General features: G+C 67.8%; 13 protein-coding genes. 2 read left to right on the top strand and 11 right to left on the bottom strand.

Annotated features, from left to right (window positions below):
• Positions 1–155: 155 nt before the first annotated feature.
• Complete coding sequence (locus ST3T6A_RS0101280) at positions 156–770, bottom strand: flavin reductase family protein (protein WP_019831073.1); 615 nt, start codon at positions 768–770, stop codon at positions 156–158.
• 370 nt (positions 771–1,140) lie between these two features.
• Here ST3T6A_RS0101280 and ST3T6A_RS0101275 point away from each other — a divergent pair, with 370 nt between their 5' ends.
• Entirely contained in the window at positions 1,141–1,899 is a 759-nt protein-coding gene (locus tag ST3T6A_RS0101275) for a winged helix-turn-helix domain-containing protein (protein ID WP_019831072.1), read from the top strand.
• On the opposite strand, the gene ST3T6A_RS19030 is transcribed toward ST3T6A_RS0101275, so the two are convergent.
• From ST3T6A_RS19030 to ST3T6A_RS0101260, 3 genes are all read right to left on the bottom strand, one after another.
• Positions 1,865–3,505 carry a ShlB/FhaC/HecB family hemolysin secretion/activation protein gene (locus ST3T6A_RS19030; protein WP_019831071.1) on the bottom strand — a complete coding sequence of 547 codons (1,641 nt, stop codon included), beginning with the start codon at positions 3,503–3,505 and terminating at the stop codon, positions 1,865–1,867. The two genes, ST3T6A_RS0101275 and ST3T6A_RS19030, sit on opposite strands and share 35 nt — an antisense overlap.
• 55 nt (positions 3,506–3,560) lie before the next feature.
• Positions 3,561–4,574: a hypothetical protein gene (locus ST3T6A_RS0101265; RefSeq protein ID WP_019831070.1), complete on the bottom strand. Its 1,014-nt coding sequence runs from the start codon at positions 4,572–4,574 to the stop codon at positions 3,561–3,563.
• 89 nt (positions 4,575–4,663) lie between these two features.
• Positions 4,664–4,975: a hypothetical protein gene (locus ST3T6A_RS0101260; RefSeq protein WP_026359326.1), complete on the bottom strand. Its 312-nt coding sequence runs from the start codon at positions 4,973–4,975 to the stop codon at positions 4,664–4,666.
• 195 nt (positions 4,976–5,170) lie between these two features.
• Here ST3T6A_RS0101260 and ST3T6A_RS0101255 point away from each other — a divergent pair, with 195 nt between their 5' ends.
• On the top strand, positions 5,171–5,560 hold the full coding sequence (locus ST3T6A_RS0101255; RefSeq protein ID WP_019831068.1) for a hypothetical protein: 390 nt from the start codon (positions 5,171–5,173) through the stop codon (positions 5,558–5,560).
• A 35-nt stretch (positions 5,561–5,595) separates the two neighbouring features.
• Here ST3T6A_RS0101255 and ST3T6A_RS0101250 read toward each other — a convergent pair whose 3' ends face one another.
• From ST3T6A_RS0101250 to fucP, 7 genes are read right to left on the bottom strand one after another with little or no spacing between them, the layout of a single operon-like run.
• Positions 5,596–5,946 (bottom strand): L-rhamnose mutarotase, encoded by a 351-nt coding sequence (locus ST3T6A_RS0101250; protein ID WP_037537376.1) that lies wholly within the window; start codon positions 5,944–5,946, stop codon positions 5,596–5,598.
• Positions 5,939–6,784, bottom strand: a complete 846-nt coding sequence (locus ST3T6A_RS0101245) for a fumarylacetoacetate hydrolase family protein (protein ID WP_019831066.1) — start codon at positions 6,782–6,784, stop codon at positions 5,939–5,941. Before ST3T6A_RS0101245 ends, ST3T6A_RS0101250 begins: the two co-directional genes overlap by 8 nt.
• Before the next feature lie 10 nt (positions 6,785–6,794).
• Positions 6,795–7,526 carry an SDR family oxidoreductase gene (locus ST3T6A_RS0101240; RefSeq protein WP_019831065.1) on the bottom strand — a complete coding sequence of 244 codons (732 nt, stop codon included), beginning with the start codon at positions 7,524–7,526 and terminating at the stop codon, positions 6,795–6,797.
• Positions 7,523–8,734, bottom strand: a complete 1,212-nt coding sequence (locus ST3T6A_RS0101235; RefSeq protein WP_019831064.1) for a UxaA family hydrolase — start codon at positions 8,732–8,734, stop codon at positions 7,523–7,525. Before ST3T6A_RS0101235 ends, ST3T6A_RS0101240 begins: the two co-directional genes overlap by 4 nt.
• A complete protein-coding gene (locus ST3T6A_RS0101230; protein WP_019831063.1) occupies positions 8,731–9,027 on the bottom strand; it encodes a UxaA family hydrolase in 297 nt (98 codons plus the stop codon). The genes ST3T6A_RS0101235 and ST3T6A_RS0101230 overlap by 4 nt, the downstream gene beginning before the upstream one ends.
• Entirely contained in the window at positions 9,024–9,986 is a 963-nt protein-coding gene (locus ST3T6A_RS0101225) for an aldo/keto reductase (protein ID WP_026359325.1), read from the bottom strand. Before ST3T6A_RS0101225 ends, ST3T6A_RS0101230 begins: the two co-directional genes overlap by 4 nt.
• Positions 9,983–11,215 carry an L-fucose:H+ symporter permease gene (gene fucP, locus ST3T6A_RS19025; RefSeq protein WP_157602267.1) on the bottom strand — a complete coding sequence of 411 codons (1,233 nt, stop codon included), beginning with the start codon at positions 11,213–11,215 and terminating at the stop codon, positions 9,983–9,985. Before fucP ends, ST3T6A_RS0101225 begins: the two co-directional genes overlap by 4 nt.
• Positions 11,216–11,247: the final 32 nt, after the last annotated feature.

Genomic DNA, 11,247 nt, shown 5'->3' with positions numbered 1-11,247 from the left:
GGGGGCCGATCGCTCCCGTCAACGATTCGTCATGAACTTTTTTGGAAATCGACCCTCTTTTTTCGAAAACCTATCGAGATGAATGGGTTATCATCCATCCGAAGCCCGCCAACGACCGGCAGAACGCTCTTTCGGCCGATTCCTCTCCAGCGAAATCACGCCGGACGGAGCATCTCGAACATCTCCCCGATCCGCGCATAGTCGCCGCGATAGCCGGCACGCATCACCGGCTGGGCCGCATGGGTGTCGAAACGGCCGTCGCGGAGAAATTCGCGGCGGATATGCACGCCGACCACTTGCCCCAACGCCAGCCAGTTGCCCATGACGCCTCCATCGCGATCGGTCAGTCGCACGACCTGCGTCAGCTTGCATTCCAGCGCCGCAGGCGCCTCCGCCACATGCGGCACGCGCACGTTGCGGCCGGTTGCGGCCGTCAGCCCGGCGAGTGCAAATTCGTCGACATCGGGCGCGACGCTCGCCGAGCTGCGGTTCATCCGCTCGGCCAATGCATGGCTCGGCAGGTTCCAGACGAATTCGCCCGTCTCCTCGATATTGCGGATGCTGTCCTTATAGCCTTCGCTGCAAAAGCCGATCATCGCCGGGTTGCTCGCGAAGGCGCCGAAGAAGCTATAGGGCGCAAGATTGGGCCGCCCCCTTCCGTCCAGGCTGGAAATCCAGCCGATCAACCTCGGGGCGACGATCGCCTTGAACGGATCATGGGCAAGGCCGTGTCCTTCAGCAGGATCGTAGAAATATACATCGTCAGACATCGCGCGCGCCTTCGTCGAGACCGTTCTCGCGCCCAGAGATAGCGAGGGAGACCGTCCGGCGCGACCGCTCCGCACCGGCAAACCCCATCGGAGAACGGCCGCTTAATTCCGCCGATCAATTTACCTTGTCATCCTTCGACTAAAGTCGAATTTGTGGACATATACTATAAGATTATCCCCGTCATTCCGAGGTGATTTGCGGTTTAATGGGTCATTTACCGCATTTAGCTAAGGTTATTCGTGCCGTGCCATCGACCGGGACACTCGGCGTGGCGCGGTCACGCAAGGGACGGGACGTGGGGATGGGCAACCATTACGGGATAGCCGGGGCGCGTGGGGCGGCCCGCACGACAAGGCGGAGGCTTCCGTCATGAACGCGATCGTCCCCCGCGAGGAACGGTCGGCGGACCTCGTTCATATCGCTGGCCTCGCTTCGCCGGCGGTCATCGCGCCGGCTGCGGCGCGGGCTCGCCTCTTCCTGCGCCACCATGCGATCGAGCGGCCCGAGGCCGCCGTCGGCGTGCGGCTGGTCGGCGACGTAGTGATCGTGGCGGTCGAAGCGATCGATCCGGCAGCGATGCTGATGCTGGCCGAGATCCGCAAGCGCGTGGCGAGCCAGTTGATCGTGATCGCGGCCGACGTGCCCGCCGAACAGCGCATCCTGGCGCTCACGCTGGGCGCGGATCATGTGCTGGACGCGCAGGTCGACGAGCGGGAACTGACCGCCGTGCTGCGCAACTCCACCCGGGCCACGCCTTCCAGGCTCGGCATGGCACGCACCGGCGAGGCGCCATGGCGCTGGCGGCTGGAGGCCGATCGCTGGGTGCTGGTCGCGCCCAACCTGCGCGAGGTGCGGCTGACGCGCAGCGAATATACCGTGCTGGGGCTGCTGATCGGCAACGCCGGTGCCATCCGTAGCCGGGCCGAGCTGCTCGCCGGCATCAACGGCTGCGCGGAACGGGAGCGCGTGCTTGACGTGCTGATCTCCAAGCTCAGGCGCAAGGTGTGGGACTGCGCGCAGATGGAGCTGCCGCTCAGGTCCGCGCGCAATGCGGGATATGTCTTCGCCGGGCGCGTCGGCCGGATGGCCGATCCTAGCGTCCCAGCGACAGCCGCCACGCAACATTGAGCTGCCACCCCTTCTCATAACCCGCATAGGGCCGCTCAAGACGCCGCGCGCCCTCAAGGTCGAGTTGCGCCTTCTGGAGCCACGCCACGCGCACGCCGACACCCGCCGACGCGATGTCATAGTCGGAAGCCGGGGACGGCCCGCGCTCCAGATAGCGAACCGTGGCCTTGTCGCCGAAAATGTAGAGTTCGCTCTGCGCGAACGCCTTGGGAAGCGGCGGCCGCCAGGCCAGCTCCGCGCTGCCGGCAGCGCCCCGATCACCCGCCAGCAGCGCCACCGGATAGGCACGGCCGAAATCCGCGCCGCCCACAATGAAGCGCTCGACGGCCGGCAAGGCGTCATCCGCCCACTGCCCCGCCCCCGCCAGCCGCGCCACGAAGCGCTTGCCGAGCGCGCGATCCATCGAGACGCGTCCATTCACCTTGATGAAGCGCGGGTCCGCAAAGGTGAGGTCGGTATCCGCATTGGCGATATCCAGTCCCCGGCTGACCGTCAGCGATGCGGCAAGGCTGTGCTTCGCGCCGACATCGGTGAAGCTCGCCGCGCCGCGCACCGCCCGCGTCCGCTCGCGCGAAAGAAGCGAGCCCAGCACCGCATTGTCGCTGTTCACGCCGTCGATCGACAGGCTCAGCAGCAGGTTGCGCGTGTAGGACCGGATCAGCGGATGGCTGATCGAGAAGGACAGGATGTCCGCATTGCCCTTCAGATGGGTGTGGCGCGCGCGGGTGTTGAGATGGGCGATCGAGACGCTGGCGCGCGTGCCGTTGTGCCCGATGGGGGTGGAGTGGGTGAGCCCCGCATAGCCGTAATTGCGGAAGTTGGCGGCGGTCGCGAGGTTGAGGTCGGTCTCGTCGCCCGGCCTCAGCGCGCCGTAGAGCTTGCCCGTGGCGTTGAACTCGCCCTGCGCCAGCCCTTCCTGCGTGCGGTTGTCGAAGCTCAGCGAGACGGCATGCGCCTTCTGCTTGAGGATCAGCACCAGCTTCACCGCGCCCGGCCGGCTGCCGCGCAGCAGCTTCACGTCGACCGTCAGCCCCGGAATGTCGCGGATCAGCGACAGGCAGCGTTGCAGCGAGGCGCGACGCAGAGGCCGCTCGGCGGCCAGCGTCGCCGCATATTGCTGCACCAGCTTCACCGAGCTGTGGGTGATGTCGCCGGTGACGATCGCCTGTTCGACGAAACCCTCCGCCACGCGGACGTGGACGATGCCCCCCGCGAAGGTCTGTGCCGGGATGGCCAGCGTGTAGAGCGCGACGGCCGACTTGCCGTAGGCGGTCGACATCGCATTGGCGAGCTGGCCCAGCGTCTCGGCGGTCGCCGGGCGGCCGAGGAAGGACCGTGCCGCTTCGCCCACCCGCTCAGGCACCTCGCTGCCGTCGAAGCGTACGCCGCGGATCGCCACGGCATGGTCGCCCACGCCCTTGTCGACCGAGGTGACGTGGTCCGGCACCGCATTCGAAGGCTGAACCATGGGAGGCGGCGTCTGCGACGGGAGGCGGTCGATCCGCCCCTGGTCGATCAGAAGACCGGCCGGGCTGCCGGGCACGATCTGCGCGTAAGCAGACCCTGCTCCCCCCGCCAGCAGCGCGGCGCAGAAGAATTTCAGCATGGCACCATCGCGAAAAGAGAAGGGGCGGGCCGCAGCCCGCCCACGCCAGGATGGATTAGTGTTTCAGGCCCCCCAGAAGGCCGGTGACCGTTCCGGTGACGGCGCCGAGCGGGGCTCCCGCCGTTCCGCCGCCCAGCGCCGAAGTGGCACCGCCGACAAGGTTCGTGACCGGCGTCAGCAGCGCCGTCGTCGTCCCGCCGGCCGCCCCCGCGCCGCCGAGAACGGAACCCACGACGGGCAGGCCACCTGTCGTCGAACCCGTCACGGGCAGGCTTCCGAGCACGCTCCCGACCACCGGCAGCCCGCCGACGAGTCCGCCCGCCGATGCCGACGGCAGGGCGCCCAGCACGCCGGTCGTCACGCCCGGCAACGCCGCCGTCACCACCGATTGCACCGTGCTGACGCCCGGCAGGCTGGTGAGCCCCGACACCACGCCGCCCGCACTCGCGCCACCAAGCAGGGCGCCCGCACCCGGCACCTGCGTGGTGCTGGCAAGGTTGAGGTTCAGCAGCGTGCCATTGTTTGCGGCACCCTGGCCGGCACCGAGGCTGATCAGCGACGGGCCGTTGCCGCCCAGCAGGTTGCCGTTGCCCAGCGCCAGCGTCACCACCGGCGACACCGACTGGGTCACGCCGTCGACCAGCGGCACCTTGCCGGTCGCGGCACCGTTCAGCGCATTACCAAGATTGCTGACAGTCTGGGTGAGCGAGTTGGTCACTGGCGCCAGCGCCGGTGCCGCTCCGTTGACCGTGCTCACCACGCCGGACAGCGGGCCGTCCAGGCCGAGCGCGGCGTTGCCCGCCGTCACGAGCACGGGGGCGAGCGGCGAAGTCTGCCCGGCAGTGCCGACATTGGCGAGCAACCCGGTGCCGCCCACGCCACCGCTGCCGGTGATCGAGCCGATCGGGAGCGCTCCCAGATCGCCGCCGCCCGAACCACCACCGCTGGCCGGCGGCGCACTGGCGCCGATGCCGGCGACATGCGTGCCGCCCGACGATTCACACCCGCTCAGCGCCACCAGCGACACCAGCAGCAGCGAGCCACCCAACGCCTTCGAACGAAATCCCATGACAACCTCCCTGGCCGTAGGGAGGCGTCAACGTGGGCGGAAACCGCGATATGCGCGGATTGCCCAAGTTCAATGAATATTAGCGATTGTTACTGGCCCGCCTCGACCGCGAACAGGGTGACGCCTTCATATTTCGGGTCCTGCGCCTCGAACAGCTCGCTACGCGTGAACTGGCGATCCGGCGACAGGGCCAGATCCTTGAGTCCGGCCAGCTTGAAGGTGCCGAGCTTCAGCTCGCGTGGCGGCTGGCCGTCGCGCTCAAGGGTGACGGCGTCGGTGAACAGCTCGTCATGCCGCGTGTAGAGAATATGCGGGGCAAGGGTCACGACCATGCGGTTGTAGGTCGCCACCACGCATTTATGCAGGGCGATCGCCTCGAACAGAATCTTGTTGGTTTCCATACCGCCCCACATTGGGGCCGCGGCGCGCAATGTCCAAGCCTCTTTTGTCGCATTGCAGCAAAAGCACCCAGTCACGCCATTCCGCAAGCGGTCCGCCGCAGCGGGGACTCGGTCCATCCCGCCGTTCATCCTGGTGCAATCGCCCGATACCTAGCTCGCGAGGCAGCAGGAGCTTGATGCATAAGGGGAATATCGATGAAGGGATCAACCATCGCGCTGGCCGCGCTGCTGGCGCTGGGCGGCGCCACCGCCGCGTCGGCCGGGATCGGCGGCGAGGCCTATGGCGCACGCGCCGACGGCCATTGGGGCGGCGAGCTGGGCGCGGGCTACAGCTTCGGCACGGCGGGCTTCAGCCTGACGCCGGGCGTCGGCGTGCTGGTCGCCAATGATTATACTCGCGCCTATGGCCGGATCGAGGCGGCGTACCAGATCCCGGCGGTCGCCAAGATCGGCGCGGGCGTGCGCATCAGCGGCGACCATACCCGCCCCTATGGCACGGTGGCGCTGCCGCTGCTCCCGAAGCTGGCGCTCAAGGGCAATGCGGGGCCCAAATATTACGCGCTGGGCCTGACGCTCGGCTATTGAGGCGACGGCCGGGGATCGCCCCGGCCGCGCTCTTGTCAGGGCTGCTCGGATAGCGAGAAGATGCGCGTCGCCGCGACCCATTTCTCGCCCTCGCCCGCCGCCGGGATCGGCCGCTGGACGCTGGCCATCAGCGTCTCCCACGCCTGCACGTCGGGATCGGCCGCATCGGCTTCGGCCTTGGCGACGGGATCGAAGTCCGGCCCCGTCTCCATCACCATCACGAGGCGGGTGCCGGCGCGATAGATATCCATCGCCTCGATCCCCGCCGCGCGGATGCTCCGCCCGATCGCGAGCGGCAGTGCGCCCGCCGCGTGCCACGCCTCGTAGCGGGCGATGGCGTCCGCGTCGTCGACGAGGTCGAGCAGCAGCACGTGCCGGTCAGGCATCGGCCACGACATTCTGCCGCTGCGTTCCGAGCCCATCGATGCCGAGTTCGATCACGTCGCCGGCCTTGAGATAGACCGGCGGCTTCTGCCCCATGCCGACGCCCGGAGGCGTGCCGGTGGAGATCACGTCGCCGGGGTGCAGCGTCATGAACTGGCTCAGATAGTGGACGATGAAGGCCGGCTTGTAGACCATCGTGGCGGTGTTGCCGTCCTGATAGCGATGGCCGTTCACCTCCAGCCACATCTTGAGATTGTCGGGATCGGCGATCTCGTCGCGCGTGGCGAGCCAGGGGCCGATGGGGCCGAAGGTGTCGCAGCCCTTGCCCTTGTCCCAGGTGCCATGGCGTTCGAGCTGATATTCGCGCTCCGACACGTCGTTGATGAGGCAATAGCCGGCGATATGGGCCTCGGCCTCTTCCTCGCTGACATATTTGGCGGGCTTGCCGATGACGATGCCGAGCTCAACCTCCCAGTCGGTCTTCACCGAGCCGCGCGGGATGGCGACGTCGTCGTTGGGGCCGACGATGGCACTGGTCGCCTTGGTGAAGAGCACCGGCTCGGGCGGCACGGTCATGCCGGATTCGGCGGCATGGTCCGAATAATTGAGGCCGATGCAGAGAAACTTGCCGACGCCGCCGACACAGGGGCCGAAGCGCGGATCGCCCTCGACCGGCGGCAGGCTGGCGGGATCGATCGTGGCGAGCTTGGCGAGGCCTTCCGGCGTCAGCACCTCGCCCGCAATGTCGGTCACATGCGCGGAGAGATCGCGGATGCGGCCGTCAACGTCGATCAGGCCGGGGCGTTCGGCGCCGGGCGCGCCATAGCGAACGAGCTTCATGGCAAATTCCTCAGTTGATCCAGCCGCCGTCGATGACGTGGACAGCGCCGGTGGTGAAGGCGGATTCGTCGCTGGCGAGATAAAGCATCAGGTTCGCGATCTCGCCCGGCTCGCCGAGGCGGCCCATCGGCTGGCGCGCCACGAACTGGGTGCGCGCGGCCTCATAGTCGCCGGTGTCGCGCAAGCGCTGCTGGAGCGAGGGCGAGTCCACCGTGCCGGGGCAGACGCAGTTGCAGCGCACGCCCTTCGCCACGAAGTCTGCGGCAACCGCCTTGGTCAGCCCGATCACGCCCGCCTTGGTCGCGCCATAGGCGAAGCGGTTGGGGATGCCCTTCACCGAACTCGCGATCGAGGCGATGTTGACGATCGAGCCCGCGCTCTTCTCCACCATACCCGGCAGGAAGGCGCGGATCATGCGGTACATGGCGGTCATGTTGAGGCTGACCGAGAAATCCCACGCATCCTCCTCGCATTCGAGGATCGATCCCGCATGGACGAAACCCGCGCAATTGGCGAGAATGTCGATGGTGCCGATCTCGGCGGCGAGCGCCTTGATCGCGGCCGCGTCTGTCACGTCGAGGCGGCGCGTCTCGCATCCGACGAGCCCTTCGAGCAGATCCTCGCGGATGTCGGTCGCGATCACGCGCGCACCTTCCTTCGCGAACAACTCGGCGGTCGAGCGGCCGATGCCCTGCGCCGCCGCCGTCACCAGCGCGGTCTTGCCGGCGAGACGGCCGCTCATGCCAGCACCGGCCGCGCGCGGGTGGGGAGGCAGGCCGGGCCGACCGGCTCGAACGCCTTGTAGGTGAGGATGAATTCCCGGTGGCCCAGTTCTTCGGACACGCTGCGTTCTCCTGAGGCGACCGCGATCACGCGGTCGTAGATTTCATCGCCCACCTGCGCGAGCGTCGCCTCGCCTTCGAGGATGCGGCCGGCATTGACGTCCATGTCGGCGGCAAGGCGGCGGCCCGTCTCGGGGTTGGCGCAGATCTTGATGACCGGCGAGATCGCCGATCCCACCACCGAGCCGCGGCCCGTGGTGAAGAGCGTGACATGCGCCCCGCAGGCGATCAGCTCGACGATCTCGGCATTGTCCGAGATGTTGGGGAAGCCGAAGCGCGGCTCGCCGTCGGGCACCACGTCGAGCAGATAGAGGCCACCAGTCGGCGCCAGATCGCCCGGCTTGATGATGCCGCTGATCGGGGACGAGCCCGACTTGGAGTAAGCCCCCATCGACTTCTCTTCCTGCGTCGTGAGGCCACCCTCGGCATTGCCCGGCGCGAAGCTGCCGAAGCCCATGATGGTATAGTAGCGCTCGGCCTTCTCGACGCAGGCCTCGATCTCGCGGCCGAGTTCCGGCGTGATCGCACGATCCGCCATGATCGTCTCGCAGCCGACCAGTTCGCCCGTCTCCTCGAAGATACAGGTCGCGCCGTCCGCCACGAAGCGGTCGAAGGCGCGGCCCACGGCAGGATTGGCGGTGATGCCGCTCGTCCCGTCCGAACCGCCGCAGATCGTAGCGACGACCAATTCCTCGACGGCCATCGGCACGCGGGGCGTCTTAGCCGCCTCGGCGCGGACGCGTTCGACCGCTTCGAGGCCCGCCTTGGTGGTCGCCGCCGTGCCGCCGACCTCCTGAATCACCAGCAGCTCGACCGGCCGCCCGCTCGCCTCGACCACCGCGCGCAGGCGCTCGCGGTTGAAGCTCTCGCAGCCCAGCGACACCAGCACCACGCCGCCAACATTCGGATGGGTGGCGATCGCCTCCATCACCTTGGCGGCATAGGCATTGGGATAGCAGCCGGGGAAGCCGACCAGATGCACGTCGGGATCGTCCGCCTTGTCGACGATGCGACGCGCGACATGGTGCGCGCACTCGACGAGATAGGCCACGATGGTGACGTTGCGGATGCCCTTGCGGCCGTCCGGGCGGAGGAAGCCTTCGATCATGCCTTGCCTCCCACGACGGCGCGGGTGTGGCTGGCGATATAATCGCTCTTCATATTGTGCATGTGGACCCACTCTCCGGGCTCGGCCGACGCCGTCATCGATCCGATCGGCGCGCCATATTTGATGACCTTGTCGCCGGCCTTGAGCGCGTGGCGCGCCACTTTATGGCCGACGGTGATCCCCTCGCGCGCGGGCACGGTGCCGCCGCCGATGGTGAGGATGTCGCCCGCCTCGATCGGCGAGACGACGACGAGGACATTGTCGTCCTCATGAAGCAGGATGAGCTGGGTCATAGGGCAGGGTCCACAGAGAGGCCGTCGATCGCCGCCCACGTCGCCTCGGGCACGGGCGTGGCGAGGCGGGCGACGTTGTCGGCCACCTCGGCGGCGTTCGCCATGCCGGGGATCACGCTGGCGACCGCCGGGTGGCGGAGCGGGAAATGAAGCGCCGCGACCGGCAGCGACACGCCGAAGCGCCCCGCCTCGGCCTCGATCGCGCGGACCTTTGCCACCATCGCGGACGGCGGGGCGGCATAATCGTAATGGAGGTTCGTCGCCTCGGCGAGCGGACGGGCGAGGATGCCGCTGTTATACGGCCCGCCGACAATCACGCGGACGCCCTTCACCTCGCAAAGCGGGAGGAGCGCCTCGGCGCTGCGATCCAGCAGCGTATGACGACCGGCGAGCAGGATCATATCCAGCTCGACACGCTCCACCAGATCGAGACAGATCGCCACCTCATTGACGCCGATACCGATCGCATCGACCGCACCCTCGTCGCGCAACCGACGCATAGCGTGATACCCGCCGTCGAGGAACTGGGCGAGCACCGCCTGATGGCGGTCGCCATGGGTGAGGTGGCCGATGTCGTGGGCAAGAAGGATGTCCACCCGGTCGCGGCGGAGGCGACGCAAGCTCTCCTCATGGCTGCGCAGGACGGCGTCGTGCGAATAGTCGAACACGGGCTCGAACGGACGCGCGTCGACGAAGCCATGACGCTCGCCGGTCGCCTCGGTCGGCACCAGCAGGCGACCAACCTTGGTGGAGACGATGACATCATCGCGCCCCTCGATCACCGCGCCCAGCCGCTCCTCGGCGAGGCCGAAGCCGTAATGCGGCGCGGTATCGAAATAGCGGATGCCCGCATCGAGCGCGGCCCGGACGGCGGCGTGCGCCTCGGCATCGGGCATTGCCCGGTAGAGATTGCCGATCGCAGCCGTTCCCATGCCCAGTGGGGGAAGTTGGAGCGTCATGCCGTAGCCTCCGTTCGGTCGGAAAGATGCAGGCGGGCGAACATCGCCACTACCGCAAAGCAGAAAGCGGGCACCAGCATCGCGGCGCGGATCGTGCCGGTCAGGTCCGACAGCAGGCCCATCAGCGCGGTCAGCACCGCGCCGCCGATGATCGCCATCACGATCAGCGATGCGCCCGGCTTGGTGAGCGGGCCGAGGCCGCGCAGCGAGAGGACGAAGATGGTCGGGTACATGATCGACATGAAGGCGCTCGACGCGACCAGCGCGGCGACCCCGATCCATCCGCCGGCCGTCACCGCGACGAGACACAGCGCCGCATCGATCAGCCCGAACATGAGCATCAGCCGCGCACCGGACACTCGCGCCATCAGCGCCGAGCCCGCGAAACGCCCCGCCATGAACAGTCCGAGCGAGGCAGTGAGCAACCAGGCCGCCTCCTTCGTGCCGAGCGAGGGCAGCGCCACCGCCGTATAACGGATCAGGAAGCTCCACACGCCGACCTGCGCGCCGACATAGAAGAATTGCGCGCCCACGCCCGCCAGATAGCGCGGCCTCCGGAAGAGTTCGCGGAAGGCGCCGGGCGCGCGCTCCTCCACCACCTGCCCGCGCGTCGCGACCGCCGGGAAGCGCGTCGCCACGATCAGCGCCGCCCAGCCGAGCACCACGGCCGCGATGATGAGATAAGGAAGCCGCACCGCCGCCGCGCCCGCCGCCTGATCGCGCGCCGTGTCCGACAGGATCAGATGCGCGCCCAGCGCCACGCCGGTGATCGATCCGAGCGGATTGAAGGCCTGCGCGAGGTTGAGCCGCCGCTCGGCGCTCTCGGCCGGGCCGAGCGCCGCGACCATCGGGTTGGCCGCCGTCTCGAGGAAGGCGAGGCCGCTCGCGATCACGAACAGCGCGAAGAGGAAGAAGCCGTAGCTCAGCGTCGCCGACGCGGGCCAGAAGAGCAACGCCCCCGCCCCGAACAACAGCAGGCCCAAGACCACCGCATTCTTGTAGCCGAAGCGCCGCATCACCAGCGAAGCCGGGATCGCAAAGCAGAAATAGCCCAGATAGAAGGCCGACTGGACCAGACCCGATTGCAGGTCGCCCAGCGTGAACAGCGCGCGGAAATGCGCGATCAGCACGTCGTTGAGATTGTTGGCGACGCCCCACAGGAAGAACAGCCCGACGGTCAGGACCATCGCTGCTCGCCCCGCACCGGCGCGCGCTCCATATTCAGTCATCGATCCCCTCCCCGCTCCGGCCGGCACTGTGC

Origin of the sequence: Sphingomonas sp. PR090111-T3T-6A, from assembly GCF_000383095.1 — a bacterium.
Lineage (GTDB): Bacteria > Pseudomonadota > Alphaproteobacteria > Sphingomonadales > Sphingomonadaceae > Solisphingomonas.
Note: the sequence above shows the minus strand (reverse complement) of the source record. Positions and strands in the feature narration are given on the sequence as shown.

Excerpts from the sequence above, each read along its gene's own strand:
- fucP (WP_157602267.1), bottom strand. The coding sequence starts at position 11,215 with ATGACTGAATATGGAGCGCGCGCCGGTGCGGGGCGAGCAGCGATGGTC.
- ST3T6A_RS0101275 (WP_019831072.1), top strand. The coding sequence starts at position 1,141 with ATGAACGCGATCGTCCCCCGCGAGGAACGGTCGGCGGACCTCGTTCAT.
- ST3T6A_RS0101235 (WP_019831064.1), bottom strand. The coding sequence starts at position 8,734 with ATGATCGAAGGCTTCCTCCGCCCGGACGGCCGCAAGGGCATCCGCAAC.
- ST3T6A_RS0101280 (WP_019831073.1), bottom strand. The coding sequence starts at position 770 with ATGTCTGACGATGTATATTTCTACGATCCTGCTGAAGGACACGGCCTT.
- ST3T6A_RS0101255 (WP_019831068.1), top strand. The coding sequence starts at position 5,171 with ATGAAGGGATCAACCATCGCGCTGGCCGCGCTGCTGGCGCTGGGCGGC.
- ST3T6A_RS0101245 (WP_019831066.1), bottom strand. The coding sequence starts at position 6,784 with ATGAAGCTCGTTCGCTATGGCGCGCCCGGCGCCGAACGCCCCGGCCTG.
- ST3T6A_RS0101240 (WP_019831065.1), bottom strand. The coding sequence starts at position 7,526 with ATGAGCGGCCGTCTCGCCGGCAAGACCGCGCTGGTGACGGCGGCGGCG.
- ST3T6A_RS0101230 (WP_019831063.1), bottom strand. The coding sequence starts at position 9,027 with ATGACCCAGCTCATCCTGCTTCATGAGGACGACAATGTCCTCGTCGTC.
- ST3T6A_RS0101260 (WP_026359326.1), bottom strand. The coding sequence starts at position 4,975 with ATGGAAACCAACAAGATTCTGTTCGAGGCGATCGCCCTGCATAAATGC.
- ST3T6A_RS19030 (WP_019831071.1), bottom strand. The coding sequence starts at position 3,505 with ATGCTGAAATTCTTCTGCGCCGCGCTGCTGGCGGGGGGAGCAGGGTCT.
- ST3T6A_RS0101225 (WP_026359325.1), bottom strand. The coding sequence starts at position 9,986 with ATGACGCTCCAACTTCCCCCACTGGGCATGGGAACGGCTGCGATCGGC.
- ST3T6A_RS0101265 (WP_019831070.1), bottom strand. The coding sequence starts at position 4,574 with ATGGGATTTCGTTCGAAGGCGTTGGGTGGCTCGCTGCTGCTGGTGTCG.
- ST3T6A_RS0101250 (WP_037537376.1), bottom strand. The coding sequence starts at position 5,946 with ATGCCTGACCGGCACGTGCTGCTGCTCGACCTCGTCGACGACGCGGAC.